25 protein-coding genes and 2 tRNA genes are annotated in these 25,183 nt (G+C 48.3%); 7 read left to right on the top strand and 20 right to left on the bottom strand.

Going from position 1 to position 25,183, the window contains the following annotated elements:
• Window positions 1–73: 73 nt before the first annotated feature.
• From I2G61_RS02405 to I2G61_RS02430, 6 genes are all read right to left on the bottom strand, one after another.
• Window positions 74–147, bottom strand: a tRNA-Trp gene (locus I2G61_RS02405).
• A 7-nt stretch (window positions 148–154) separates the two neighbouring features.
• Window positions 155–231: transfer RNA gene (locus tag I2G61_RS02410), tRNA-Glu, on the bottom strand.
• 98 nt (window positions 232–329) lie between these two features.
• Complete coding sequence (locus I2G61_RS02415) at window positions 330–977, bottom strand: YesL family protein (RefSeq protein ID WP_072683615.1); 648 nt, start codon at window positions 975–977, stop codon at window positions 330–332.
• Window positions 978–1,011: 34 nt separating this feature from the next.
• Window positions 1,012–2,130, bottom strand: a complete 1,119-nt coding sequence (locus I2G61_RS02420) for an ABC transporter ATP-binding protein (protein WP_072683616.1) — start codon at window positions 2,128–2,130, stop codon at window positions 1,012–1,014.
• A gap of 1 nt (window position 2,131) precedes the next feature.
• Window positions 2,132–3,931, bottom strand: coding sequence for an iron ABC transporter permease (locus I2G61_RS02425; protein WP_195547860.1), 1,800 nt, complete (start codon window positions 3,929–3,931; stop codon window positions 2,132–2,134).
• 63 nt (window positions 3,932–3,994) lie between these two features.
• Entirely contained in the window at window positions 3,995–5,218 is a 1,224-nt protein-coding gene (locus I2G61_RS02430; RefSeq protein ID WP_195547861.1) for an ABC transporter substrate-binding protein, read from the bottom strand.
• A 517-nt stretch (window positions 5,219–5,735) separates the two neighbouring features.
• Here I2G61_RS02430 and I2G61_RS02435 point away from each other — a divergent pair.
• From I2G61_RS02435 to udp, 3 genes are all read left to right on the top strand, one after another.
• On the top strand, window positions 5,736–6,713 hold the full coding sequence (locus I2G61_RS02435) for a phosphodiester glycosidase family protein (RefSeq protein ID WP_083538428.1): 978 nt from the start codon (window positions 5,736–5,738) through the stop codon (window positions 6,711–6,713).
• 11 nt (window positions 6,714–6,724) lie between these two features.
• Window positions 6,725–7,801 (top strand): NTF2-like N-terminal transpeptidase domain-containing protein, encoded by a 1,077-nt coding sequence (locus I2G61_RS02440; protein WP_195547862.1) that lies wholly within the window; start codon window positions 6,725–6,727, stop codon window positions 7,799–7,801.
• A gap of 100 nt (window positions 7,802–7,901) precedes the next feature.
• The gene (gene udp / locus I2G61_RS02445) at window positions 7,902–8,690 is read left to right on the top strand and encodes a uridine phosphorylase (protein WP_229100644.1); all 789 of its coding nucleotides are present in this window, start codon (window positions 7,902–7,904) and stop codon (window positions 8,688–8,690) included.
• Between the two features lie 227 nt (window positions 8,691–8,917).
• Here udp and I2G61_RS02450 read toward each other — a convergent pair whose 3' ends face one another.
• From I2G61_RS02450 to I2G61_RS02460, 3 genes are all read right to left on the bottom strand, one after another.
• A complete protein-coding gene (locus I2G61_RS02450) occupies window positions 8,918–10,417 on the bottom strand; it encodes a hypothetical protein (RefSeq protein WP_195547863.1) in 1,500 nt (499 codons plus the stop codon).
• 277 nt (window positions 10,418–10,694) lie between these two features.
• Window positions 10,695–10,985: a hypothetical protein gene (locus I2G61_RS02455; protein WP_072683621.1), complete on the bottom strand. Its 291-nt coding sequence runs from the start codon at window positions 10,983–10,985 to the stop codon at window positions 10,695–10,697.
• Between the two features lie 46 nt (window positions 10,986–11,031).
• Complete coding sequence (locus tag I2G61_RS02460) at window positions 11,032–11,307, bottom strand: helix-turn-helix transcriptional regulator (protein WP_072683622.1); 276 nt, start codon at window positions 11,305–11,307, stop codon at window positions 11,032–11,034.
• A gap of 520 nt (window positions 11,308–11,827) precedes the next feature.
• Here I2G61_RS02460 and I2G61_RS02465 point away from each other — a divergent pair.
• The gene (locus I2G61_RS02465) at window positions 11,828–13,078 is read left to right on the top strand and encodes a helix-turn-helix transcriptional regulator (RefSeq protein WP_072683623.1); all 1,251 of its coding nucleotides are present in this window, start codon (window positions 11,828–11,830) and stop codon (window positions 13,076–13,078) included.
• Window positions 13,065–13,304, top strand: a complete 240-nt coding sequence (locus I2G61_RS02470; RefSeq protein WP_072683624.1) for a hypothetical protein — start codon at window positions 13,065–13,067, stop codon at window positions 13,302–13,304. Before I2G61_RS02465 ends, I2G61_RS02470 begins: the two co-directional genes overlap by 14 nt.
• Window positions 13,305–13,362: 58 nt before the next feature.
• Here I2G61_RS02470 and murQ read toward each other — a convergent pair whose 3' ends face one another.
• From murQ to I2G61_RS02495, 5 genes are all read right to left on the bottom strand, one after another.
• On the bottom strand, window positions 13,363–14,259 hold the full coding sequence (murQ, locus tag I2G61_RS02475; protein ID WP_195547864.1) for an N-acetylmuramic acid 6-phosphate etherase: 897 nt from the start codon (window positions 14,257–14,259) through the stop codon (window positions 13,363–13,365).
• A gap of 68 nt (window positions 14,260–14,327) precedes the next feature.
• Window positions 14,328–16,181 (bottom strand): ribosomal protection-like ABC-F family protein, encoded by a 1,854-nt coding sequence (abc-f, locus tag I2G61_RS02480; RefSeq protein ID WP_072683626.1) that lies wholly within the window; start codon window positions 16,179–16,181, stop codon window positions 14,328–14,330.
• Window positions 16,182–16,289: 108 nt separating this feature from the next.
• Window positions 16,290–17,594: an N-acetylmuramoyl-L-alanine amidase gene (locus I2G61_RS02485; protein ID WP_072683627.1), complete on the bottom strand. Its 1,305-nt coding sequence runs from the start codon at window positions 17,592–17,594 to the stop codon at window positions 16,290–16,292.
• Between the two features lie 15 nt (window positions 17,595–17,609).
• Window positions 17,610–18,422: a phosphorylcholine transferase LicD gene (locus I2G61_RS02490; RefSeq protein ID WP_072683628.1), complete on the bottom strand. Its 813-nt coding sequence runs from the start codon at window positions 18,420–18,422 to the stop codon at window positions 17,610–17,612.
• A 245-nt stretch (window positions 18,423–18,667) separates the two neighbouring features.
• A complete protein-coding gene (locus I2G61_RS02495; RefSeq protein WP_139248559.1) occupies window positions 18,668–18,880 on the bottom strand; it encodes a hypothetical protein in 213 nt (70 codons plus the stop codon).
• Between the two features lie 87 nt (window positions 18,881–18,967).
• Between I2G61_RS02495 and I2G61_RS02500 the strand changes: the two genes are divergently transcribed.
• The gene (locus I2G61_RS02500) at window positions 18,968–19,828 is read left to right on the top strand and encodes a hypothetical protein (RefSeq protein WP_139248560.1); all 861 of its coding nucleotides are present in this window, start codon (window positions 18,968–18,970) and stop codon (window positions 19,826–19,828) included.
• Between the two features lie 125 nt (window positions 19,829–19,953).
• Here I2G61_RS02500 and asnS read toward each other — a convergent pair whose 3' ends face one another.
• From asnS to tsaE, 6 genes are all read right to left on the bottom strand, one after another.
• On the bottom strand, window positions 19,954–21,336 hold the full coding sequence (gene asnS, locus I2G61_RS02505; protein ID WP_072683630.1) for an asparagine--tRNA ligase: 1,383 nt from the start codon (window positions 21,334–21,336) through the stop codon (window positions 19,954–19,956).
• Between the two features lie 261 nt (window positions 21,337–21,597).
• On the bottom strand, window positions 21,598–22,218 hold the full coding sequence (locus tag I2G61_RS02510) for a redox-sensing transcriptional repressor Rex (RefSeq protein ID WP_006060166.1): 621 nt from the start codon (window positions 22,216–22,218) through the stop codon (window positions 21,598–21,600).
• A gap of 54 nt (window positions 22,219–22,272) precedes the next feature.
• On the bottom strand, window positions 22,273–23,295 hold the full coding sequence (gene tsaD, locus I2G61_RS02515; RefSeq protein WP_072683631.1) for a tRNA (adenosine(37)-N6)-threonylcarbamoyltransferase complex transferase subunit TsaD: 1,023 nt from the start codon (window positions 23,293–23,295) through the stop codon (window positions 22,273–22,275).
• Window positions 23,292–23,741 (bottom strand): ribosomal protein S18-alanine N-acetyltransferase, encoded by a 450-nt coding sequence (rimI, locus tag I2G61_RS02520; RefSeq protein ID WP_072683632.1) that lies wholly within the window; start codon window positions 23,739–23,741, stop codon window positions 23,292–23,294. Before rimI ends, tsaD begins: the two co-directional genes overlap by 4 nt.
• A complete protein-coding gene (tsaB, locus tag I2G61_RS02525; RefSeq protein ID WP_072683633.1) occupies window positions 23,738–24,349 on the bottom strand; it encodes a tRNA (adenosine(37)-N6)-threonylcarbamoyltransferase complex dimerization subunit type 1 TsaB in 612 nt (203 codons plus the stop codon). Before tsaB ends, rimI begins: the two co-directional genes overlap by 4 nt.
• Window positions 24,346–24,795 carry a tRNA (adenosine(37)-N6)-threonylcarbamoyltransferase complex ATPase subunit type 1 TsaE gene (gene tsaE / locus I2G61_RS02530; protein WP_072683634.1) on the bottom strand — a complete coding sequence of 150 codons (450 nt, stop codon included), beginning with the start codon at window positions 24,793–24,795 and terminating at the stop codon, window positions 24,346–24,348. The genes tsaB and tsaE overlap by 4 nt, the downstream gene beginning before the upstream one ends.
• Before the next feature lie 157 nt (window positions 24,796–24,952).
• On the opposite strand from tsaE, the gene I2G61_RS16330 reads away from it, so the two are divergent.
• On the top strand, window positions 24,953–25,183 hold a 231-nt coding region (locus tag I2G61_RS16330), incomplete at its 3' end, for a hypothetical protein (RefSeq protein WP_229100645.1).

Here is a 25,183-nt window from a genome sequence, read left to right on the forward strand (position 1 = left end):
ACTTTTATTTTTAGACTAAACTGGGGATTATTATGCAATAAAAAAAGCCTTTCAGAAAGGCTTTGCGAATAAGTGGCAGGGGTGGAGAGAATCGAACTCCCATCAAAGGTTTTGGAGACCTCTGTTCTACCATTGAACCACACCCCTAAAAAAATGGTGACTCGTACGAGATTCGAACTCGTGAATGACGCCGTGAAAGGGCGCTGTGTTAAGCCACTTCACCAACGAGCCATTTTTTCCGATTGCTTTGTAATAATAGCATAAACTTTTTATGATTTCAACAAAAAAATAAAAAAACGAAGGCAGAAACTTCGCTCCGCCTTCCGCCTTCAGTGATTTTGTTTCCGTAACATCCGATTCTGTTCCCGGCTGCCCTTTTTAAACTTGGCTTTCTGGAACATCTTCGGCAGGATCTGCCAGTCCAGATACACAATCAAGCCCGGCAATGCCGGCAGGAATCCCGGCAGCAGAAAGAAGACTGCCACCGGCACCGCCAGCGTCAGCACCGCGATAGACAACGACTCCAAGAAACAAGTAAACGCCAGGTCCAGCGCCTTCGCCAGCGCTGTTTTTACTGTCAGCCCGGGAACTTCCGCCAGCAGTGCAAAGACCATCAACAATTCAAAAAAGACAAGCCCAAGCCCAACCGCAGCCACCGTGGCCCCCAGCACATCCTGCGACGATTCGCCGATCCGATAATAAATCAAATCCCACAGCAGCACCGCGATGACAACCAGATGGATCAGCCAGATCTTCGTGGCTAGCGGCCAATGCTGACGAAACGCGGCGAAAAAGGATTTTATCACCGAGCGGCGATCTCCCCGCACATAACCGCTCATCGAGGCGTTGAGCGCCGTACTGGAGGCGCCGATCGTGACGACAGGCAGACTGCAGATCAGCCACAGAAAGCCCAGCAGCACGATGTTCATTACCCGGTCGACGCCGGTCCAAAATAATTTTTCTCCTTTTTCGCCCATGTTCCACTCCTCTTTCAGGATTACCCTATTTAAATCAGTTTAAAATCTGTAAGGAACCCAGTCCCAGATTTTCTGTCGACTGCGCGTCAAACAGGATATACCGATCCCCTTCAAAACCGAAGTGAATGACGGAATCCATCGCGAAGTCGATGCTGCCGAAGGCCACCGCCGACAACGTGATGTCCTTGACCGCCAGCGACAACGTTGTTTCCATCCCGCTTGGCAATGAGGAAACAACCGTGCCTTCGATGCCCTCGTCCGCGCTGACTTTAACAAATTCCGGTCTTACGCCTAAAACATAATCCCCTTCCGCCGGCAGCGCCAGCGGTTGGTTCGGCGTGAAACGAACCGAGAAATGCCGGCAGGTCAATTCGACTGCCTGATCCTTTTTGATCCCGTGGCAGGAAATGAAATTCATCGCCGGATTGCCCATGAAATCAGCGCAGAATAAATTCGCCGGTTCACCATACAACGTCAATGGCGGACAATACTGCTGCAAGACGCCTTCCTTGATCAGACATACCTTCGAGCTCAGCGTCATCGCCTCCGACTGATCGTGGGTTACATAGACAAACGTCGCTCCGGTCGCCATGTGCAGCCGCTTCAGTTCAGCGCGCATGTCGTTGCGCAGCTTGGCGTCCAGGTTGGACAGCGGTTCGTCCATCAACAACACCCGCGGGTTCGGGGCTAAGGTCCGGGCGATCGCAACGCGCTGCTGCTGACCACCCGACAATTCAGACGGATAGCGCTGAATGTATTCTTCAATCCGCATCGTCTGGCAGATTTCCTTCACCCGGGAGTCGATCTTTTCCTTCGGCCATTTCATGTTTTCCAAACCAAATGAAATATTTTTATACACCGTCATGTGCGGCCACAGGGCATAGTTCTGAAACAGGAAACCGACGTTGCGCTTATCCGGTGAAACATTGACGCCCCTGGCATCGGAGAACACCAGCTGATCGTCGATGTAGATCTCGCCTTCGCTCGGCGTTTCCAGCCCGGCGATCATCCGCAGCGTCGTCGTTTTGCCGCAGCCGGAAGGTCCTAAAAGGGAAACGAAATCCCCGTCCTTAATTTCCAGATTCAAATGATTTACGGCAACAGAATCCTTGCCAAACCGCTTTGTAATATCGACTAACCGTATCGTCGGCATGTTAATTTCCTCCTCCTACACCCTTTTCAATCGAAGCTCCGGTCAGCTTTTCCACAGCGAAGTTGACGACGAGTACGACGAAGATGATCAACAGGTTGATCGCGTTGGAATACTGCTCCCAGCCCTTTTCATCATACATGAATAACAACGTTGTCAGCACGCGGTTATTTGCGGTGACCAGAATCACGTATAAGCTCAGCTCACGCATGCTGGAAACAAACGGCAGCAGATAGCCGGAGACGATCGTCGACTTCTCGATCGGCACGATGATCTTCGCCATCCGTTTGACCCAGGGAATGCCCTGAATGATGCCGGCCTCCTCAATTTCCGGCGACAGCTGCAGCATCGAATTCACACCGGAACGAGAGGCCATCGGCAAATATTTGACCGTCCCGATCAGCGCCAGAATCGCAAAGGTGCCGTAGAGCGACGGAATGATCCCGTGCGGCCGTGAGAACATCGACAGATAAATCGCCGCGAAAGCCATTGACGGAATCAGATATGGGATAAACGTCAGGTTTTCTACGATCTGACTCAGCTTGCTTCCCCGCCGGCGCACGATCGCATAGCCGGCCAGAAAGCCCAGCGTACCCGCGCCCACCGCGACGATCGCCGAAAGCTTCAGACTGTTGAACAACGTCTTCCAGACATCCGCGTTGATCAGGATTCCGGCCTTGTCCATGACATCGTTGCCGCCCTTGGAGCTGCCGATCCAGAAATCCAGCGTCATGTTGGACAGACTGTAATTGCCTTTAATAATGATCAGCGACTGCAGTAAGAACGAGATCAGCGGGACGACCGACATGCACAGCACCAGACACAGCACCAGCACTGACAATAGACTGCGGGCTTTCTTTAAATGGAACAGCGACACGTTGGCGCTTTTGCCCGTCACCGTCGCATAGGATTTGCGCTTGCCGATCAGCTTCTGGTTTGCCAGCATGATCAGCACGCTGATGATGATCATGACAATCGCCAGAATGTAGCCGACGCCCGGGTTGGTTCCCTGCAGCGCGGCGTACAGCTCGGTGGTCAGCACGTAATAACGCACCGGCAGACCGAGGAACTGCGGTACGGCGAATGAACTCATCGCGCTGGAGAAGACCAGAATAACCGTGCTCAGCACGGCCGGCATGACCATCGGAATTGTAATCCGCGTAAACATCCGCAGGCGTCTGGTTTTCAGGATGACCGCCGCTTCTTCCAGATTCGCATCCATGTTGCGCAGGATGCCGCCGATCAGGATATAGGCGAACGGCGCATAATGCAGCCCGGTGACCAGAATGATCGGAAATGGTCCATAAGCGAACCAATTCGGCGTCGCGATCCCCGTCAGTGCCGTGAAGATGCCGGTCGCTCCGCCGACCGCAGCGTTTTTAAAGAAATTCTTCCAGGCTAACGCCAGCGTCCAGCTCGGCATGATGTATGGGAAGATGAACAGCTTGGTCAGGACTTTTTTCCAGCGCAGATCACTGCGGGTAACCAGCCAGGCAAAGCCCCCGCCGATTAAAATTGCGACGATGCAGGCGCTGATCGAACAGATCAGGCTGTGGGCCAGCGGTTCATACAATAAGGATTTACTGTAAACGCTGGCGAACGTGCGGTTCCAATGATACGCTGTCAAGCTGCCGACCGCCTGATGGACGCGGGATTTCTCAGCGGAATGGACCAGGAAGGTATCCTTCACGATCGAAAACAGCGGAAAGACGACCAGATAGGTCAGAACGATCAAAAAGAGCACCAACAGGATGTTATAGGGTTTGCTGAAGAATGTCTTGACTTGATTGAGCTTTCTTTTCATATTCCCCTCCCTAAGAGTGAGAAAGGCTGTGATGGCGAACACCACAACCTTCCGAGAGCTTTCTTATTTGATCAGATTGATGAAGTCTTCAACATCCGCGCGGCGCTCGGAGCAGTAGATCGGATCTTCTTCGACCAAGATCGATTTCCATTCCTTGACCGTCTTGTCGCCGTCGGTAACTTTCAGATTGGTATTGCCGGAGTAATCGCCGAAGCGGCCGGTCATGCCGTTGTAGAGGGAGCCGTCGTTGATCTTCAGCTCGCCGTTGCCGAACCAGCCTTCTTCGGTGAACAGCCAGCACAGGAACGCCTTCGCCATATCCGGGTTGTCGGCATTGCTTGTCAACAGGCCGTAGATCGGATAAATGAAGCCCGCAAACGGCGTGACGTTGGAGGCGAAGCCCAGCTTGTAGCCCTTATCCAGATTCTTCTTATATTTGTTCAGCGTGATTAAGGCCGACCATTGCTCGCTCTGACCTTCCGCGCCGATTGCCTGGGCGATATCGCCGTCCGAGGAGCCGACGACCAGACCGTTGTTGTAAAGCATCTTGATCCACTGGTAACCGGCATTCGGGCAATCGCTGTCCAACACCAGATCGGTTCCGTAGTAATCTTTGTACGCCGCTTCCAGCTTGGCCGCGTAGTCGTCGGAAGTGATCTGCGTCAGGAAGTCCATGTTGACGCCCTCGCTGTACGGATCCTTCATCTGAACGGTGCCTTTGTATTGCTCGTCGGTGACATACCAGATATTGCTCAGGTCTTCTTCCTTGACGTTATCGCTGTTGAAAATGAAGACCTTGTTGCAGTAATCGTAGACTAACAGCGGTTCTGTATCCGCGCCGACCAGATCATAAATTTCCTGATTGTACCAGTTATAGACGTAGCCTTCCTCGACCAGATCGGACATGACGCGCGCGCCGTCCTGGATAAAGATAAGATCCGCGCCTTCAGCGCCGGAGGCAACTTCCTCCGCAACCTGAGTGATCTGGTTGGTATCGCCGATCTGCGTGCATTCAAATTCAACGTCTAAGTTATATTTGTTCTTAAACGCTTCGCAGCCGCTGACGACGACGGAATGAGTGGAATAGACCGTTACTTTCTTGCCGTTCTCAATCCCCTTCTGCAGCAGTTCCTCAAAGGTCGACTGATCGATTCCCTCCGTGGACTCGCCCGGTGTTTGGGCATTGTCCGGCTGCTTCTCCGGTTCCTTTGTCCCTTTGTCTGAGCATCCGCTCAAGGCTGCGGCACAGAGAAAGAAACAGCACAGGACAGTTAAAACTTTTCTCATGTTTCCTTACCTCCGACGGTTATGTAACCGCTTTCTTAAATCCATCTTAAAACTAATTTTTTTATTTTTCAACGATTTGAAACCAATTTGTGAAATTATTTGGAATAAGCAAACAATTACCACATTGTTCTTACTAAATTTCAGGCTTTATTCCTATTTTTCGATGATTTTACCTGTTTTCAGGAAATTTTTACCGGATTCATTCCCTACCTCTAAAAAAATTCTAATTTATTTTTAGATTCAAACAGGAAACGATGCGAATCTCTGCTCTCTTTCTGGATGCGGCAAACCCCAAAGCCGTTGAAAAATGAAGGCGATTTCGCACTTATAGCCTAAATTTTTTTTATGTTTTAACAGACGCTTCGGCGTTGATTTGCAAAGCTTCGTCATGAAGTCTTCATTGTTTTCGTCGGCTTGCGCATTGTTTTCTCGCCCCATTGCCGATATAATTAGGCTGTGGTTCAACACTGAGAAAAGAAAGGAGTCGTATGAAGAGTGAACTTCATACAGGAATTCAATGAGTAAAAAAAGAAAAGCGAAAAAATCCGGGATTTCGGCCGGAGCGCTGAGCGGCATCATTCTGGTGATGGTGCTTGCGGGTGCCGGGATTACCGGGACGCTGGCGCTCAATTCGATCTACCGCGGGCCATACAAAGCGTACACCCGGCATCTGTTGGAAACGATGGACGAAGGCAGCCTGCAGTACAAGGCCGCGGGGTTGTTCTATTCCCAAGCCGAACTGGATGCGATCCGCAATCCGCAGCTCACTGACCAGAGCGAACAGTCTGCCGAGGTTCCCAGCGCTGATCAGGACGCGATCGAGATCATTGATCTGAAAGGCACGACCTTTGAAGGCAAGCTGATGATCGTCCACGATCCATCCCGCGTCTTCGTCGCCTGCAATCCAAATATGGATTCCGGAGCGCCGGGCTATTCCGTCGAAAAATACATTCAGGACAACAACGCGATCGCCGGGATCAACGCCGGCGGCTTTGAGGATGCCGGCGGCAACGGCAATGGCGGCACCGCTTACGGCATCGTCATTCACGACGGCAAGCTGATCAGCGGCACCCCCGGCGAATTCACGCCGGTTATCGGCATCAACAACGCCAATCAGCTGGTCGTTGGCGATATGACCGCTCAGCAGGCGCTGGATTATGATATCCGCGACGCCGTAACCTTCGGTCCGGTCTTTATCAAAAACTGGGAAGTCGTCTTCGAAACCGGACGGCATCCGGGCCTGAATCCGCGTACCGTGATCGGTCAACGCTACGACGGCGCGTTCCTGTTGATGGTGCTGGACGGCCGGCAGCCGAGCAGCTTCGGCTCAACCTATCAGGACATCATCGACATCATGCAGCAGTATGACGCCGTCAACGCCGCGAATCTGGACGGCGGCAATTCCACCGTCATGGTCTACGACGGAGAAACCCTGAACACCACTGTATCGATCAAAGGTGACCGCCGCGTGCCGACCGCCTTTATCGTGAAATAGGAGAAACCGCAATGAGTAAAAAACAAGGAATTCCAACAGGCACTGCCCTGGCGATGATCGGACTGATTCTCGCGATCGTGATCGGCGCTTCCGCCGGCGTGCTGGCTCTGGTCAACGGCAAGATGAGCGCGTATGAAAAAACAACGCCCGACGCCGCGCTGCAGGCGTACATGAAACAGATTGAAAAGCAGGATTATACTGAACTATATCAACAGTTCCAGACCCGTACCGGCAGTCTGAGCAGCGAAGCTGATTTCACTGCGGCGATGAATACAATCTACGGCGATGTCGACTTTAAAGATCTGAACTATGTTAAAGATGATAAATCCGCGGAAGGGTATGAAGGCACCTATGGCGTCTATTCCAAGGACAGAAAAGTTTCAACGCTGAATCTGCGCAAGGAGAACGAGACTTGGCTGGTGGAAACCGTCATGCAAAGTTCCGGCAACCTGAGCTATCTGATCGACGCCCCGGCAGAAGCGCAGGTCAAGGTCAACGGCATTCTCTTAGGCAGCGACTACGTTAAGGAGACCAAGGTTCCGGCCGGCACCTTCGACCGCTACAAGACCAGTTCCGCCGCCCCGACCGTCACCCGTTATCAAATCAGCGAGCTGATGTCCCAGCCGGAGATCACCGCCGAGGGCTATGTCGTTGTCAAAGATGCCTATGAAGAGCGTTTCTACGTTGGCCAAGCTGCCAGCGGCGAGATCAAAAGTGCAGGCGAGAAAACGATGACGGCGATTGCCGAAGCAGCGGCGCGCTATGCCACCGGCGACGGCGGCCTGGGCACCTTGACCGGCTACTTCCTGTCCGGCAGCGAATTTGCGGCCAAGATCCGCACGATGGACAACCAGTGGTATACGGGGCATGCGGGCGTCAAGTTTGAAAATGCCGAGGTTCTCGATCTGATTCAAATCGGTGAGCATGATCTGGTCGGCAAGGTCATCTTTGACTACACTGTATTGAGCAACACGTATGGCAACCGGACTTATCACTGCGGTTACCAGATTGTCCTGACCCACAGTTCTGGCAGCTGGAAAGCGATCGACCTGGTCGTCAACAACGACCTCAATCCAGCCAACAATTAATTCAACAAAACACTCAAAAAGCGACAAATGTCGCTTTTTTTGATATCTCTGCTGTGGTACATTATAAGTAATGAAAGCCCTTAACAAAGGAGGAACAAGCATGATTGATTATACAGAAGGTTCAGGGAAACAATATCACATCGGCGTTGGGAAAGGCGAGGTCGGCCGCTACGTTTTACTGCCGGGCGATCCGAAGCGCTGCGCCAAGATTGCGGCGCACTTTGACAATCCGGTACTGGTCGCGGATTCCCGCGAATTTGTCACGTATACCGGCAAGCTGGACGGCGTGAAGGTCAGCGTGACTTCAACCGGAATCGGCGGCGCTTCGGCTTCGATTGCGATGGAGGAGCTGCATGTCTGCGGCGCGGATACGTTCATCCGGGTCGGCACCTGCGGCGGAATGGATCTGGATGTCAAAGGCGGCGATCTCGTCATTGCCACTGGGGCCATCCGCTTTGAAGGTACAAGCAAGGAATACGCGCCGATTGAATATCCGGCAGTCGCTGATTTTCAGGTTGTCAATGCGCTGGCGCACAGTGCTGCCAAACTGAATATGCCCTATCATGTCGGCGTGGTGCAGTGCAAAGACGCCTTCTATGGCCAGCACAAACCGGAAGAATTGCCAAATCATGAAGAACTGCTGCGCAAATGGGACGCCTGGTTAAGAATGGGTTGTCTGGCCAGCGAAATGGAGTCAGCGGCGCTGTTTATCGTCGGCGGCTATCTGCGCTGCCGCGTCGGCTCGGTCTTCCTGACGGTTGCCAATCAGCAGCGGGAAAAGGCAGGACTGGAAAATATCCAGCATCACGATACCGAAGCCCCGATCCGCGCGGCGATTGAAGCGCTGCGCGAACTGATCAAAGCCGATCTGGCAGATCAGAAGGCTTAAATTCAATCGTCACGGCAATCAGCTGTCCCTGAACTGACGGAGCTGCCCCTGCCTTTCGATCTTAACCCCATCAGCACAAAAATCAATGAAATCCAGAAAAGAAACGCCGCCCGACGCTTCTCCCTCTGGATTTTTTCATTTATGAAAAAGGGATCCAGTCTGTGCGCTTGGAATCCCTTTTGTCTTTTATTGTTCTCTGGTTGAGTTTTCCCGTTTGAAAAACTTGCTTAAGCCGCACGCTTCAACGCCTGAATCCGGGATTTCAGCTCATCCTTCACTTCCAGTTCCTCAGCCTGATCAAGTACGACAAGCAGCTGCGGCGCGATTCCCTTTAACGAAGTCTGCGCCAATTTTACCCAGCTTTCCAGCGTATCCAGCGCATAGGTCCGGCAGCTGATGACCGGACACAACAGAGCGCAGCGGATAAACTCCGCACCTTTGCCCGGATATAGCCGCAGCGACTGCAATATCGCCGCCAACGCATGGAAATTCTGATAATCCTTCCCCAGTCCCAGCACATCCGCAGGACCGCTGGCCATCGTCTCTAACGGCAGGCAGTCGGCATACAGCGCAAGAATCTCGTCGCAGTCCTTTTCCGAAGCCATTAATAACCGCGCCGCCATGCAATGCTCCACCGGATTCTGCTTCAGCCAGGTCATCGCCTTTTCTTCATACGGGATGCTCAGCTTCAACGCTTCTTCAAATCCTTTGCCCTGTTCCATCGCCGCACTGACGGTGACGTAGCATTCCGATGATTTCAACAGTTCCAGACACTGCTTCTTGACCTCCGGCAGTTTGACCAGTTCGCCGTCGATATACTGAGCGATCGCGATCAGATTCTGAACGGTCGCTAACGTCATCGGGAAATGTTCCGCCTGCTTCAGATAAGCGGTGAACACCCCTTCGCGGTCCTCGATTTCCGAGATCCCCGCAACCGGGCCTTCCGCCATTAAACCGTCTATGATCAACGTGATTCCCGCCCAGTCCTCCGGTGATAAATCATCACGGCGGAGCTGATCAATCAAATCGCACTTCTTCGCTACGGTCAGGGCCGAATATGCCGGAGCCACGTTATTCTCGCAGCCATGATCCAGCAGCCATTTTTTGATCAGGCGGTTTGCTGGATCGATCTGATTCACACAGTGAATCCGGCCCCAGCCATGAACCTTCTGCATCAGATCAAAAATTTCATCGTTGCCGCCGGTCCAGCTGCGCATGATAAACAGACAGTACAGCGTAAATTCGTTGCACAGCGCCAATGCGCGGATCACTTTTTTCAGCGCTTCCTGCTTATCGGTATTCAACAGTTCCATGATTGCCAGCCCCAGCTTGATCAGCTCCGGATCCGCCGACGTCATGATGCAGCGGATCGCGAAACCGGAGAGCTTCCCCGGATCCAGCTGCTGATGATGTTCATAAATCCATTTGTGCAGAGCGTCGATCACTTCAATCACGCTGTGCTGCGCCAACGCGGCCGTCAGCTGTGTTTTCCCGGCTTCTTCCTGCCCCTGGCTGATAAGCAGCAGCGCCTGGCAGACCGGTTCGAGATCTATCTCTTTGGGTTGAGTATGGTATAACTTAATGCCATCCATCGCTCCGTCGGCGAAGATCAGCTTATTCTGTACTTTTTCCTTTGGCAGCGAGAAATCCTTCGGCAATGTGCCCTCCGGCGTCAATGCTTCGGCGATCAGTTGAAATAAAGCCTTTTCCGGCTGGTTTTCACTCATGTTCTAGTCTCCTTCAATTCGTATACGAAAACGCAAACTACGCTTCTTCCGTATTATTGTACCATAGTTTACCAGCTCTGTCTGCGCCGGCTTCCGCACATTCATTGTGAAATTTATACTCCTTTTTCTCCACCTCACTCTGATATTTCAACAATTTCACTGCTCTGTGTTTTCATGAATTTTATAGTTTCGAAGCGTCTTATTCCAGCAAAGAAAGTTCCGGCAAACAAAAAAAGAGAACCGTTTCAGTTCTCCGCCTGATGAATGTTCATTCTGCTTAACTATGTTGACGGTTTTTAATACATTTCATGGATTCGAAAGCGCCCGTTGCCGCCCATCCCAGACACAGGCCGCTGATCGCTTTTACCAGCATACCCTGGCCTACTGAAAAATCAGGGATTACCAATCCCAGCACCACGCCCATGATCGCGCCGATCAAAGGAATCCAGGTGCTGTTCATCCGCGGTAAAAATGATTTTAGCAATTCTGCGCACACATAAACGCAGCCTGCGATTAAAATACCATTGCCAAGCAGTAATTGATGCATGAGTTCCATCATTTCATCCATTTTTCCATCCCTCTTTCACTTTCAATATATGAAAAAATCGAAGGAATTATCCCTCGATCAAGAGTTTCTCTTTGTCATTTGGAAACAGCGGTGAATCGAAAAATTCAGCAAGTGTCATCCCAACGGCTTTGCAGATCAATCGAATTGTCTGCAAGGTCACCGTTTTATCCTTTTTTGTTTTCAGTGTACTGATCGTTGATTTATTAACACCGGACATTTCTGCCAGCTTACTGATACTCTTGATATCCAAGATTACCATAATTTCCTGAATGCGCAGATAGACAGCATAATTTAGATCAAAAAATTGTTCATTTTCACTCATAGCTGATCTCTCCCGCTTTCGTTGATTTTATTATAGCGGTCGAAAATTTAACATATAAGACTAGCAATCGACTATTTTGACCGTTTATTAAAATGAACATTTTTGGTATAATATGGAAAATTGGGTTATTGGAAGTGATATTTAGCGATATACAGATTAATATGAAAACTAATATGCAGAATAGATAGGATCTAATAACAGATTAAGATGAATTAAAAACTAAGGGCCCTTAGTTTAGTTATTTAATTGGGACCATAAACGCTGAATCCATAATTTGCCAAAACAGGCGAGGCTGTTGGAACAGCGGCCATTAACGGCAGAATCAGCATCAGACTAACTAAAATCTTTTTCATCTTTTCTGTCCTTTCTTCAGGACAAACGTTTGTCTGTAATAATTATAAAATTCATAGAGCCAATCCACAACGAAAGTCCTTTTGAAAAAAAGGCATAGATGACATATAAATAACTATAAAAATTCAGATGATTTGACTCTTTTTTACGAAAGAAGGCTATGGATACAATGAATACTGATGAAAGTAAACTAAAAGCAGCTTTAATTAGGAAAAGACGAATTGAATTAAATTGGAAGCAAGAAGCCTTTGCAAAGTCATTACCCATGGCTAATTCTTCGTTTAGCGAGATGGAAAGAGGTCTCCGTCCTATTACAGAAGAATTATATAGAACGATCTCAAACAAATTGGAATTACCTTCTTTAACCACGGATTGGTTAGCAGAACAAAGCACGCTAATGAATCTGATTAAAGAAAAATTATACTTTTTCCAATACGAAGAAGCTTCAGTATTATATACAAAATTAGAAAAACAAAATGATATATTAAACAACTCGCTTTTGTTTTTAGATTACAATCTTACTTTATTTATATATAATATTACTTTTAACAATGGTAAAGAACTCAAAAGAATAAAATTTATAAAAACATATCAAGACTGTTTAAACTCTGTACAAAATTATCAATTTATCCTATATCAAGGCATAGCTGAAAAAAACAAATTAAAATTAGATCAAGCAATGGATTTTTTTCAAACTCTATTAAATTTACCATACACCGTCAAATATTATACTGATCTGTTATACTATCATGCAGCTATTTGTTTAATACAAATAGGACATCTAACTCTCGCTCATAATTACAATAAAAAGGCTGACACACTCTTCAAAGAAGAAGGCAATTTTCAGAGGATAGCTTATACAATGATGCATGAAGCTATTATTTATTCGCATGAAAACCACCCTGAAGAAGCAGGAAAAATCTATGACAAATTATTAAAAACTTATTCTAAACAATTATCTGATCAAACTATAAATATGATTCTGTGTAATGCTGGGAATAATTATGTAAATGCCACACAATATAATAAAGCTGAGAATATCTATAAACAGTTAAGACCCGGATGGCAGAATATCCCTGAAATCTTTTATGGAATAGCTTGGACATTATTGCAGACTGATCAATATGATAAACTAGATGAATTCTTAGAATATAGTAAACAATATCCTAAGAATAAGTTTATAAAAGATATGCTGGAAATCATTAACCTCCAAAGAAAATCAAACCATGAAAAAGAAATAGAAATTAAACTTAAAGCCTGTGAGAAGTATTTAAACCGTGAAGGTAGTTCAGAAGGCATGATCTTCATTTACGAACAACTGATTCAGTATTACGAAACCCGCTCCATCGTCAAGCAAGTTAAATATCTTAAGAAATTAAATGAGTTAAATAAAAGAGGTATGCAATATGATCAACGATGAAGAATTAAGAGTGCAAATGGAAAATGATTTACGGAAGCTTAAGGAAAAGCTGAGAAAAGATCCTGCTGATCCGCTGCCGCTCATGGCTCTGCGCATGAAATATCCATTTAATTCCAGCAGTGATTCTCTGAAATCTTTGTTGATCAACGACGATTATGATCTGAAAACCTTGTCAGCGCTGCTGCTGGCAGAATATCACTCTTGGAACCACAAGCATCGAAAATAAAAAAACTGCAGCACTAAGGGATAGTCAATAAATCCCAGGCGCTGCAGTTTTTTCTACCTTATTTAATTGCCTGACGAACAAAGCCTTCGTTCTTATTCAGACGTTCTTCCGCTTCTTCCTTTGTGCAGCCTGTCAGAATCATGACGATTGCTACCTTCGGGTAATTGCCGGATACTTCATACATCTTTGCCGCTGTTTCATAATCGCAGTCCGTTGCCATCATGATGATGCGCTTGGAACGTTCGATCAACTTCAAGTTTGTCGCTTTGACGTCAACCATCAGGTTACCGTAAACCTTGCCATAGCCAACCATGGAAGCTGTTGACAACATATTCAGGATTAATTTCTGGCAAGTGCCGGATTTCAGACGTGTTGAACCTGTTAAAACTTCCGGACCGGCATCGACTTCAATCGCAACATCCGCATGCTTGCCAACTTCACTGTTCTTGTTGCAAGCGACGGAAACCGCTGTCGCCCCAATGGAACGCGCATAATCTAAACCACCGATAACATACGGAGTTCTGCCGCTGGCCGCGATGCCGCAGACAACGTCTTTTTCAGTCAGCTTCTGATCGACCAGATCCTGCTTGCCTAATTCTGCATCATCCTCAGCGCCTTCGACCGCAGTTAAGAATGCACCTGGACCGCCTGCCAGTAAGCCGACGACTTCATAGGTCGTACCAAAGGTCGGCATGCATTCGGCGGAATCAATGACGCCTAACCGTCCGGATGTCCCAGCGCCCATATAAATCAGACGGCCGCCGCTGCGCAGCGCTTTAATAATCGCCTGGACGGCTTTTTCAATTTCCGGGATTGCTTCACGAACCGCGTCAGGAACCTTGTGGTCCTCTTCGTTCATGATTTCCAATAATTCGCGGGTGGAAAGCGTATCGAGGTTCATCGTATTCTCGTTACGGCGTTCTGTTGTTAAATGATTTAATTTTACTTCAGACATGTTGTGTTCTCCTTTTTTTCCTCATGTTTATTATAGCGTTTTGACAGGGTTTGGACAAGACCGGATTTCTATCCCTCCAAACATTCTTCCCAGCGCTGCATTAAATGCTCAATCTCATTGTGCAGATCGTCGATCTGTTCATCCAGTTCATTCATTTTCTGATAATCATGGTAGTATTCCGGATCAAACCGCTTTTCACGCATTGCTTCCAGCTGTTCTTCCTTTTCCGCGATCTGCTTTTCCAGCTTGGCCGCTTCGCGGGCATTCGGATTGCGCTTCGGAGTCTGACGCTGAACTTCAGCGTCTTTCTTTGGCGCCTGTTCCTTTTCCTTCTGCTGCTGATCGTCATCGAATTGTTCATAACCAAACGGATAATAGACAGCATTCCCCTGCATGTCGATATGCAGGATCGCCGTAGCTATCTTCTTGATAAAATAACGATCATGCGAAACGAACAGAATCGTTCCGGTATATCCGTTCAGCGCTTCTTCCAGTGCTTCCTTGCCTACAATATCCAAATGGTTGGTCGGTTCGTCCAAAAGCAGGAAATTCGCCTGACGCAGCATCAATTTCGCCAGAGACAGCCGAACCTTTTCGCCCCCGGAAAGCACGTCGACCGTTTTGAACACGTCGTCGCTGGTAAACAGGAAACGTCCCAACACCGTCCGGATCTGAGTCCGGTCCAGTTCCGGATAATCGTCCCACAATTCTTCCAGCACTGTCTTCCCGGAGGAAAACTGCGCCAGCTGCTGATCAAAATAACCGGTTTCAATCTGATGACCATACAGATAATCCCCGCCCAACGCCGGCAGATCACCGACCAGCGTCTTCATCAACGTACTCTTGCCGCAGCCGTTAGGCCCCAGCACCGCAATTCGCTGCCCTGATAAAATTTCCAGGGAAATCTCGCATAACGGATGATCGTAACCGACCTTGAGATCCTTGATCTCCAGCACTGTTTTTCCACCTTTTAACCGCGGAACAAAATGCGCTGAGAAACTCCGGGTATCACTTTTCTGAGGGGCGTCGATCTTTTCCATCCGCTCCAGCGCCTTGATCTTCGATTGCGCCATCGCCGCTTTTGTCGCCTTGTAGCGGAAACGCTCGATCAAGCCTTCCAACCGCTCAATTTCCTTCTGCTGACGATTATACATCTGCTGCTGACGGATTAAATCCTGCTGCTTCTGATTCTGAAAGCTCGTGTAGTTGCCGGTGTAATGCTTCATCGAACCATATTCCAGCTCATAAACTTCTTCCGCAATGTGATCGAGAAACATCCGGTCATGGGAAACCAGCACGACAGCCCGGCTGTATCGCTTCAGATACCCTTCCAGCCATTCGATCGTTTCCAAATCCAGATGGTTGGTCGGTTCGTCCAGAAGCAGTATATCCGGTTTGCTTAAAAGTAATTTAACAAATGCAAGACGTGTTTTCTGACCGCCGGAAAAGGTATTGATCGTTCTATCCAGCATTTCTTCCTGAAAGCCAAACTTCGTAAACACCGTCATTAACTCCGACTGCCACGTATAACCGCCTGCCATCTCAAACTGTGTCTCCAGCTGAGCATAACGATCCAGCACCGCTTCACTGTAATCCGTTGCCATGCGTTCTGTCAGCTTATCAAGCTGAGCTTTCAATTTCTGCAAGGGTTCAAAGACTTTTTCAAGGTCTTCCCGGACGGTTAAGGTTTCGTCTGGAAAGGTCGTCTGGGCCAGATAACCGATCCGCGTGCCGGAGGTACTGTGAATTTCACCTTTGTCCAGCTCCAGCTCGCCGGTCATAATTTTTAAAAGCGTCGATTTTCCACATCCGTTGCGGCCGACGACCGCAATTTTCTCAGTGCCCCGGATCTCAAACTGAATATCCTCAAACACGGTTTCCGTGCCGAAAGATTTACTCCCGCGGCTGATTTGATAGAGCATGGATGTCACTCTCCTTCCTTGATTAACAACAGGAACCTGCCGTTTGAACTGGCAGGTTACCGAATTTTTTCATTCTTGATTTTAACTGAAACTTTGCGCCCGTAAGGTTTAACTGCCGCTGGGAATCCGCATCGCTTTCGCTAATCCGGCAGCCGTTGCTTCTGCAATCCTGTCAAGCTCATTTTGCCACGCTGCAACATCCTCACTGTTGCTTAAAAACAAATACTGAATCGTTAATGCCTGCATGCCATAACGATTCTCCGCCGCAAACGTCTGATTCTGACGGGAAGCTTCAGAAAAGGTCCCGGCGCCCAGGATTCGTCCACCCGATTCACGGATGATTTTCTGACCGTCATACGCGGTTCCATCTTCGCCGATGCTCGTCCCGCTGGCCGAACCCGTCGCTTCCCGGGCATACGTCAGGGATGTATTTTCGACGATAGATTTGAGCACGGTGGAAGCCATCCGGTTAGAAGAAAAGGAAGAATAAACGATATCTGTTCCCCGCAAGTTGACGTTTGTCGCGCTTTTCATTTCGATATTGATGTAATACCGCGCATGTTGGGAATAGGCGCGGTCCAGCCGGCCATCCTCGCCGTAGCTGTTGACGATTTCATCCAGATCCCGAGTCAGTTCGACTTTCAAGCCCAGTTTTTCAAGCTGATCCTTCAGTTTGACGGCAATTTTGTAATTTTCTTCATACGCTAACAAACCGTTGCCGTGTACGCCTTTGTCGGTATATCCATTATCCTGATGCATCGCGCCGGGATCGATCATCACATCGATCCAGTCTTCCGGCTGCGGTTGGGTGCTCACCTGGATAAACACGTAGTTTTTTTGTAAAAACGGTTCTTCTTCCGGGTTGTCGAAAAGATTCTGATCGGCAATCAGCTCGATCTTTTTATTCGTGTTCTCCCGCGTCACTGTGTAGAAGGTATCGCGCAGTTTTTTATCACTGACAAGCTGTTTTTCTTTCAGATCCTGCATGATGAAAACCTGATAAAAGCCTTCGTCCAGATCTTCCAGAGGAATCTGACCGTCGGCGTTTTTTTCCATCATATAAACAAAATCCAAACCGCTGCATACATTGCGCAGAATGACTGTCTTGCCGGCAAAAAGATCCTGACCGCTGCGGTTATAGGTCTCATGATAAAGATTGAGCGTTTCTCCATAGTAAAGATAATCGCCCAACGACAACAGCTGCGCTTCATCAACAATCTGATTTTCAAACAGCTGCCGGGTTTTCTGATTACTCAAACCGCAGACGCCATACGTATCGACTTGTTTTTTCTGGCGTTGATTCAACAACCATTGCCCTCCATACGCGAGTATGCAGCAGGCGATAAAGATGAACAGGAAAGATTTCCAGCGCAGTTTGGAGCCGCGCGGGACATAGCTTGGTTCCACTGTCATGGTTTCCAAAACTCCTTATAACCGGATGTCAACGATATGTTTCGGTTTCTGTTCTTCTTCCGGCGGCAGCGTCATGTAGCTTGGTGCAATCGCTGTGCACAGGTATTCGTGCGGATGATGCGCAATCGGCAGCTGCGTATCCTCGAACGGAACATACTGAACAGGATAGATATCGTCATAATCAAAGATAAATGGTTTCAATGGACTCTTAAACGTCCATGTCAGATCAAAGCCGATCTTCTTGCTTCCTTCATTAAGTTTCCCATACATCCGGGCGTTGGAAACGAACCAGCGCTTGAGGAACAACGGATTCATGCCCAGGTTGTCAAAGAGAATGATAAACGGCATAATCAGCTGATTCAACATCCGAAGCGGCAAATCCATGGTTTTGCTTGCGGCGCAGTAATCATAAACAAAAACGTCGATGAAAATTCCGTCGCATTCAGTACAGCGGTTGGCTAACAACGTATTGACTTCTTTCAGATACGTTCCTTTTTTCCGGATCTTCATCCCCGGAATTAACGGATTATAGCGTTTATCCGTATCAAAGCATTGAAAGGTATAGCCTTCCGGAAGATCCTGCTTCAAAGCGACGATAAAGCGCTTGTAGTCTTCATAAAGCATGGCGATATCCGCATCGTCATCCCATGGAATAAAGCCCTGATGGCGAACCGCGCCTAAGGCGCTGCCGCCGTTGAGGAAATAAGGTATGTTGTATTTCTGGCAAATGCCGTCAATCATTTTGAGCATTTCCAAAAGCACCTTATGGACATCGGCAACGGTGATCTCGTTGCCGTTTTCATCTGTTTTTAATACGTATTTTTTCATGTCATCACATCCTACGCTCTATTATAAGAGAATTGAAGATCAACCTCAAGTTTTTTTAGTTTGTACGCAACGAAAGGGTCTGATTCTCAAAGGCTATGCCATAAATATACAGCCATTCAGGCTCCATGCATCTTTTTTTGGATATTTGTCATGCCTTCCCCAATTATTTCTAATTTGGCATTTAACTTTCAGTTTACCCTTGAAATGGCAATTCAAAAGAGTTAACATTAATTTGAAAGACAAACTCAATAAAGTATTTTTACAAAGTTCTGTTTTTTATGAGGCTTTTTCTGATTTTCCGCAATATTAAAGTAGAGGAGGTTTTTATTGCGATGGAAAATACGAAGAAACTTCATAACAACGATCCCCTGCAACCGCTGACGCTCTGTCTGGATTCCACTCAAATCCGTCAGCTTCTGGCCACCATTGATTTCCGAGAAAACGACGTCTTCCGCCACACCTTTGGCTCTGAGGATGAAATATCCAGAAAGATCCGGATCGCTTATTTCTCCGATCTCTTTCTCTGCCGGTTAGTCCGAACTTCGATGATGAATACCGAGCCTGTAAAAAATCATCGCGGCGAGAAAGGGATTCGATTTGATTTACTGATTAAAGCTGAAGATGAACGAGGAACCCTCCTGGTAATCAATCTTGAGATGCAGAACTATCAGATGAGTGATTCATTGGCAATGCGTTCGCAGGGATATCTGTCCCGCATTGTTGCCGATCAGCTCTGTGTTGGTGATCTGTATGAGTTTAATCCGGTCGTTCAGGTCATGCTTACCAACCATGTCCCGCAAATCCAAAAGAATGACGGTTATCTGCATGATTATCGTTATACGAAAGAAGAAAAGGCAGTTCCTTTACCGGACGGGCGATGTCGGATTCTTTGGGTGGAAATGGACAAGCTGGAAGCGCTGGAAAAGAAGCCGGTGGAAGAATGGAGGCTGTCGGAGAAAATACACTACACGGTTCGGTTCAGTCACGTTGCAGAAAAACAGAAGTGGATTCAGGAATTATCAGAAAAGGAGGAAATCATTCAAATGATGGAAGAGAAGAAAATGGATTTTTTAAGAGACACCAATTTGGCGCTGGCCCGGATGCGGGCCAGGTTTGACGAACGGGATGAACAGGTGGTTTATGAAAAAGGCATCGCTAAAGGGAAATCAATAGGCAAAGAGGAAGGAAAAATAGAAGGTCAGAAAATGTTGGTTAAGCTTGTGCTGAAACAGCGGATAGAGTTGACCGAGCAGGAAGAAAAACAAATCGAAGAACTTGACGGAGAAACACTTTTTGACCTTATTCAAAGCTTAGATGCAATTCATACACCGGAAGATTTTCATAGGCAAATCCATGAAAAAGCGAATCAAAATGTTCAAATGAAGCAAGCCGTTCTTCATCGTTAACTTTGGAAATATTAAAATGAAAAAGAGTTAAATATCCAAACGACGTTTAACTCTTTTTCATTTGTCAGTTCATCTTCAGTAAGATTAAATTGAATTGCCGAAAAGTTGATTGAAGGAAAACTCAATCAGAACAATAAGTTCTTCGGGGTACGGGCAAACGGGATCACATCGCGGATATTCTGCATTCCGGTAACATACATGATGAATCGTTCAAAGCCCAGACCAAAGCCCGCATGCTGGCAGCCGCCATAGCGGCGCAGATCCAGATACCACTGCAGTCCGTCTTCATGAACACCCATTTCCTTCATTCGGCTCTGCAGCACTTCCAGCCGTTCTTCACGCTGAGAACCGCCGACCAGTTCACCGACTGCCGGCACCAGCAAATCGCAGGCTGCCACAGTTTTCCCGTCATCGTTCATCCGCATATAGAACGCTTTGATATCCTTCGGATAATCGATCAGGAAGACCGGACCTTTTACAACTTCTTCGCACAGATAGCGCTCATGCTCCGTGTTGAGATCCATTCCCCAGGAAACCGGGTTTTCAAACTTTTTCCTGGCTTTCAACAGATGATCGATCGCTTCGGTGTATGGCATCCGGACGAATTCGCTGTTCAGCACATGATTCAGCCTTTCCAATAACGTGTTGTCAATAAACTGGTTGAAGAATTTCATTTCTTCCTGACAGTTGTCCATGACGTACTGAATGCAGTATTTGATCATATCTTCAATCAGATCCATATCATCTTCAAGATCTGCAAACGCAATTTCCGGTTCGACCATCCAGAATTCAGAAGCATGGGTCGTTGTGTTGGAGTTTTCCGCACGGAAGGTCGGACCAAAGGTGTAAACATCACGGAAAGCCATCGCAAACGCTTCCGCCTGCAGCTGACCGGAAACTGTAAGGTTTGCTTTCTTGCCGAAGAAGTCCTCTTCGTAGTTGCCATCATCACGGGTAGTGACGGTAAAGACCTCGCCGGCGCCTTCTGCGTCGTTGCCGGTGATGATCGGGGCGTTGACATAAACAAAACCCTGATCCTGGAAAAATTCATGGATCGCCATCGCCAGGACCGAGCGAACGCGGAAAACCGCGTTAAAGGTGTTGCTGCGCGGACGCAGATGTCCGATCTCGCGCAGATACTCAAACGAATGCCGTTTCTTCTGCAGCGGATAGGTGTTGTCGCAGGCGCCTTCCAAAATCACTTCTGTGACCTGCAGCTCAAACGGCTGCTTTGCCTGCGGCGTCAGCACGACTTTTCCCGTGACGGTCAGCGCCGTGCCGGTCAGATATTTGGACACGTCCTGAAAGTTGGCCAGATCGGAAGAATAAACCAGCTGGGCGTTGCGGAAATACGTTCCGTCGTTCAGCTCGATAAACCCGATGGAGCCGTTGTTGCGGTTGGTTCTGACCCATCCCTGCAGCTGGGCATACTCGATCTGATCGGTTTCCATGGTGCTGCCGGAACAGGCCATCTCGTAAAGTTCTCTGACGGTCATGAATGTAAGCATACTTTTCTCCTTTTGTTTGTTTATGAATAAAAAAACGTTCCTGATCAAGGAACGTTCAACAACGTGGTGCCATCCTCATTTACCCGGATGATCGCAAAATCATCGGGCCTCAGGGTGCGTTAACGCCGCCGACGGGATCGTCTACTGTCAGTTCTCCGATCCGGCTCCCAGAGTGTTCCGCATTCCCTGACTGAACTCCGGCTTTCACCCTGCCCGGCTCGCTGTGCTTCAGTAATAGGATCGTTCTCTTTTCGCTGCCTTCTACTTTTTCATATTGTTGGTTTCAAAAACCAGTTCCTGGATCGTGGATACAACGTCGATCGGCTTGACCAGAACTCCCTTGGGAACCTGGAAATGCTCATGCGAGAAATCAACAATCCCGGTAATGCCGCATTCGATCAAACGATCGGCTGCGTCCTGAACATTCGACGAAACGCACAGGATCGCGATTCGACAACCTTCTGGAATCTTATCCTTCATTTCATCAACGTGGTAAACCGGAATCGGCGTCTTCCCGACAGACTCCGGACGGATGTCAAAGGCACATACAATCTCGCCGACAACATGGTTCCAGCGATTGTAATTCATTAAAGCTTTCCCAAGGTTGCCTGCTCCGACAAGAATAATCTTCTCATCGAATCCCATGCCCAACTGCTCGTTGAATATTTCAATCAGGCGGTCAACGTCATAGCCATAACCTTGCTTCCCCAGCGATCCCAGGAATGAGAAATCCCGGCGGATCGTCGTGGACTCAATAGCCACATATTCCGAAAGCTCCTTGGACATGATCCGGGTTACGCCGGAATTTTTGAGTTTGCGTAAAGCTTTCAGATAGATTGGATAACGCTGCAGTGTAGCCTTAGGGACTGACTTTGTTGGCATACTATCAACCCCTTCTGCATTATTCTAGCACACTTGTTTTAAATTGTGAATGATTTAATGAATTGAACTTGTTTCAATTTCCATCGACGGGTTCGCGGCGATGTCCAACGAGCCGTTTAAACCGTGCGTATACGCCGTCCATCCCGCAGCGCCAATCATCGCGGCATTGTCCGTGCAGCACCATAACGGCGGAATCGTCAGATGAACCTCCGGCGTTTCCTGAATCATCTCCGAGATTTTCTCACGCAGGCGCGAATTGGCCGCCACGCCGCCTGCCAGCACAACCTGCTTCGGTTTAAATTCCCTGACCGCCTGCATCGTCTTTTTCAGCAGCGTGTCCAGCGCCGCTTCCTGGAAAGCGTAGGAAAGGTCTTCCTTGTTCAGCTCCTCACCTTTTTTACTTTCCCGGTCGATCAGCTGCAGGACCGCTGATTTTAGACCGCTGAAGGAGAAATCAAGCGGTTTTTCCGTCTTTGGCTTCGGCAAGGTGTAATGCGGATGTCCCTGTTTCGCCATTTTATCAATGACCGGGCCGCCCGGATATCCGGTTCCCATCACCCGGGAAACCTTGTCATAAGCCTCGCCGATCGCGTCGTCCTGCGTTGTGCCGAGGATTTCAAATGACCATTCATCCTTCATCCAGACCAGCTCGGTATGACCGCCGGACACCACCAGTGCAATCATCGGGAACCGCAGTTCGTCGACAAAGCGGTTGGCATAGATGTGCCCGATGATGTGATGCAGCGGGATCAGTGGCTTATCGTAATACCAGGCCAGGGTTTTCGCAGCCTGGACGCCGACGTGCAGCGAGCCGACCAGGCCGGGTCCCTGCGTTACCGCGATCGCCAAAATATCATCCATTGTTACTTCAGCCTGAACCAGCGCTTCTTCGATCACAACGGAAATATTTTCAACATGGATCCGCGAAGCGACCTCCGGCACAACGCCGCCGTATTTTTTATGGACGTTAATCTGTGAAGAAACGATGTTGGAACAGATTTTACAGCCATCCTCCACCACCGCGGCGGCTGTTTCATCACAGCTGGACTCAATCGCCAGGATTAAATTCCGTTTCATAAATTCCCTCCTATTGGTTTCATCATCAAATACGCATCTTCATGATTATCCTGATAATAACCTTTCCGGATATTGATAATTTCAAAACCATATTTTTTGTAACAGGTCAAAGCTGGGGCGTTGCTGACGCGAACCTCCAGCGAAATCATTTCGCAGCCATTCTCTGCGGCGCAGTTGATCATGTGATCCATCAGCCGCGAAGCCCAATGCTGACGGCGGTAAGGAAGATCCACGCCGATTGTCGTGATCTGCGCCTGATCGAACGTCGTCCAGATGCCGGCATAGCCGACAATCGTTCCTGCTTCGTTTTCAGCCACAAATAAATGAGAGTATGGGTTTTCCTTTAACTCATATTCATAGCTTTCCCGCGGCCAGGGCGAACTAAACAACCGCAGCTCCATTTCGCAGACAATTTCTAAATCGTCCAGCGTCATTTCCCGGATCATGCTTTTTTTACCAGATAGTCATCGGCCGATTTCAGGTACTCCGGCACTAACAGATGAACGTTCTCAACCTTCTGCCATTGCGGCCGCGCAAGGAGGAAAGCTTCTGCCAGATCGGGATAACAATCTTCCAACCCCAACAGGGAACAATCACCGACCAGTTCTAAATCGCCGGCTTCTTCAATCCGCGCCTGAATCTCGCTGAGCGGCAGCACGTCTTCTTTACCGATCAGTTTTCCCTTTTCAATAAATCCAAAATAAGCACGCTGGCTGCGGGCGTCCAGCAGTACGCCAGCTTTCTCTTTTCCAGCCCCAATCAGTTCCAACGTCGGCAGCGCATACAGTGGTAAATGCGCCGTAGAGCATAACACCTTGGCGATCGTCATCGCGATCCGCACGCCGGTGTAGCTGCCCGGTCCTTTTGTCACTACGACTTCGTTGATCGCCTTCGGCGTCAAATGACATTCCTCAAGCAATGCGGTTAACTGCGGAAAGATCATTTCCGACTGTCGCTTCCAGGAAGACAGGCAGCGTTTGCCGATGAGCTGATCATTCTCAATCAAAGCCAGCACCAGAAACTTACTGCTGGTATCCATACATAAAGTAATCATTTTAATGCCTCCATCAATTCGACATACTTTTCACTTTCGGTTTCCAAAACGATCTGGCGGCGATTCTCGCCTAAGCGACGCAGCGTAATCCGCAGCGGTTCCGTTTGATCCAGGTCTTCCATATATTCAGGCCATTCGATAACCGTCAGGCCCTCGCCGTCGATCATTTCCTCAAAACCCAGTTCCTGATGCGTCCCTTCCAGACGATAGGCGTCAAAATGATACAATGGCAAACGGCCTTGATAAATCTTCAATATCGTAAAAGTAGGACTGCTGACAGTGCGGGTGATTCCTAGTCCCCGGGCAATCCCCTGGGTCAGCGTCGTCTTGCCGGCGCCTAAATCCCCGCTCATCGTCCACACCATATTGGGCTTGGATAAACTTCCCATTTTCTCACCGAGAGCTTTGGTTTCCTGCGGTGTTTCCGTTATGAATTCAAGCTTCATTTGTTCACATCCTTTCTTCAGTGTCACTTGGAAAATATTATAGCACAGATTTAAAGCACGGGAGAAAGAAAACCATACCTGTATTTAAATCGACAATTATTTTATTTTTCCTTTTTGATTGGAACTCTGATTGCAAATCTGAAAAGCAATAAAAAAGATGAAAACCGTTTTAACACAGAACCGTTTCCCCTTATTTTATGAATCCTTGATTCAATATGCATGGAAATCCATTCCAGCGCTTCCGGATTTCCTCAACGAAACAAACCGCTTCCTCCCCCCTTCCGGATCAATCCAGCGAGAAACAAAAAAAAGGCTCCCTGAGAAAGGGAACCGGAGAACCTGGCAACGAGCTACGTTCACTATGGCAGGCATAGCTATTCTCGCCGCG

This window comes from Holdemania sp. 1001095H_141210_F2, from assembly GCF_015558105.1.
In the GTDB taxonomy this organism is placed as follows: Bacteria; Bacillota_I; Bacilli_A; order Erysipelotrichales; family Erysipelotrichaceae; genus Holdemania.

Coding starts and splice junctions, on each gene's coding strand:
- asnS (WP_072683630.1), bottom strand. CDS start 21,336: ATGCTTACATTCATGACCGTCAGAGAACTTTACGAGATGGCCTGTTCC.
- tsaD (WP_072683631.1), bottom strand. CDS start 23,295: ATGAAACGGAATTTAATCCTGGCGATTGAGTCCAGCTGTGATGAAACA.
- I2G61_RS02510 (WP_006060166.1), bottom strand. CDS start 22,218: ATGCCAACAAAGTCAGTCCCTAAGGCTACACTGCAGCGTTATCCAATC.
- tsaB (WP_072683633.1), bottom strand. CDS start 24,349: ATGATTACTTTATGTATGGATACCAGCAGTAAGTTTCTGGTGCTGGCT.
- I2G61_RS02425 (WP_195547860.1), bottom strand. CDS start 3,931: ATGAAAAGAAAGCTCAATCAAGTCAAGACATTCTTCAGCAAACCCTAT.
- murQ (WP_195547864.1), bottom strand. CDS start 14,259: ATGTCTGAAGTAAAATTAAATCATTTAACAACAGAACGCCGTAACGAG.
- I2G61_RS02420 (WP_072683616.1), bottom strand. CDS start 2,130: ATGCCGACGATACGGTTAGTCGATATTACAAAGCGGTTTGGCAAGGAT.
- rimI (WP_072683632.1), bottom strand. CDS start 23,741: ATGATCCGGGAAATGACGCTGGACGATTTAGAAATTGTCTGCGAAATG.
- udp (WP_229100644.1), top strand. CDS start 7,902: ATGATTGATTATACAGAAGGTTCAGGGAAACAATATCACATCGGCGTT.
- I2G61_RS02455 (WP_072683621.1), bottom strand. CDS start 10,985: ATGGATGAAATGATGGAACTCATGCATCAATTACTGCTTGGCAATGGT.
- I2G61_RS02470 (WP_072683624.1), top strand. CDS start 13,065: ATGATCAACGATGAAGAATTAAGAGTGCAAATGGAAAATGATTTACGG.
- I2G61_RS02440 (WP_195547862.1), top strand. CDS start 6,725: ATGAGTAAAAAACAAGGAATTCCAACAGGCACTGCCCTGGCGATGATC.
- I2G61_RS02460 (WP_072683622.1), bottom strand. CDS start 11,307: ATGAGTGAAAATGAACAATTTTTTGATCTAAATTATGCTGTCTATCTG.
- I2G61_RS02415 (WP_072683615.1), bottom strand. CDS start 977: ATGGGCGAAAAAGGAGAAAAATTATTTTGGACCGGCGTCGACCGGGTA.
- I2G61_RS02465 (WP_072683623.1), top strand. CDS start 11,828: ATGAATACTGATGAAAGTAAACTAAAAGCAGCTTTAATTAGGAAAAGA.
- I2G61_RS02485 (WP_072683627.1), bottom strand. CDS start 17,594: ATGACAGTGGAACCAAGCTATGTCCCGCGCGGCTCCAAACTGCGCTGG.
- I2G61_RS02430 (WP_195547861.1), bottom strand. CDS start 5,218: ATGAGAAAAGTTTTAACTGTCCTGTGCTGTTTCTTTCTCTGTGCCGCA.
- I2G61_RS02450 (WP_195547863.1), bottom strand. CDS start 10,417: ATGAGTGAAAACCAGCCGGAAAAGGCTTTATTTCAACTGATCGCCGAA.
- I2G61_RS02500 (WP_139248560.1), top strand. CDS start 18,968: ATGATGAATACCGAGCCTGTAAAAAATCATCGCGGCGAGAAAGGGATT.
- I2G61_RS02435 (WP_083538428.1), top strand. CDS start 5,736: ATGAGTAAAAAAAGAAAAGCGAAAAAATCCGGGATTTCGGCCGGAGCG.
- tsaE (WP_072683634.1), bottom strand. CDS start 24,795: ATGAAGCTTGAATTCATAACGGAAACACCGCAGGAAACCAAAGCTCTC.
- abc-f (WP_072683626.1), bottom strand. CDS start 16,181: ATGCTCTATCAAATCAGCCGCGGGAGTAAATCTTTCGGCACGGAAACC.
- I2G61_RS02490 (WP_072683628.1), bottom strand. CDS start 18,422: ATGAAAAAATACGTATTAAAAACAGATGAAAACGGCAACGAGATCACC.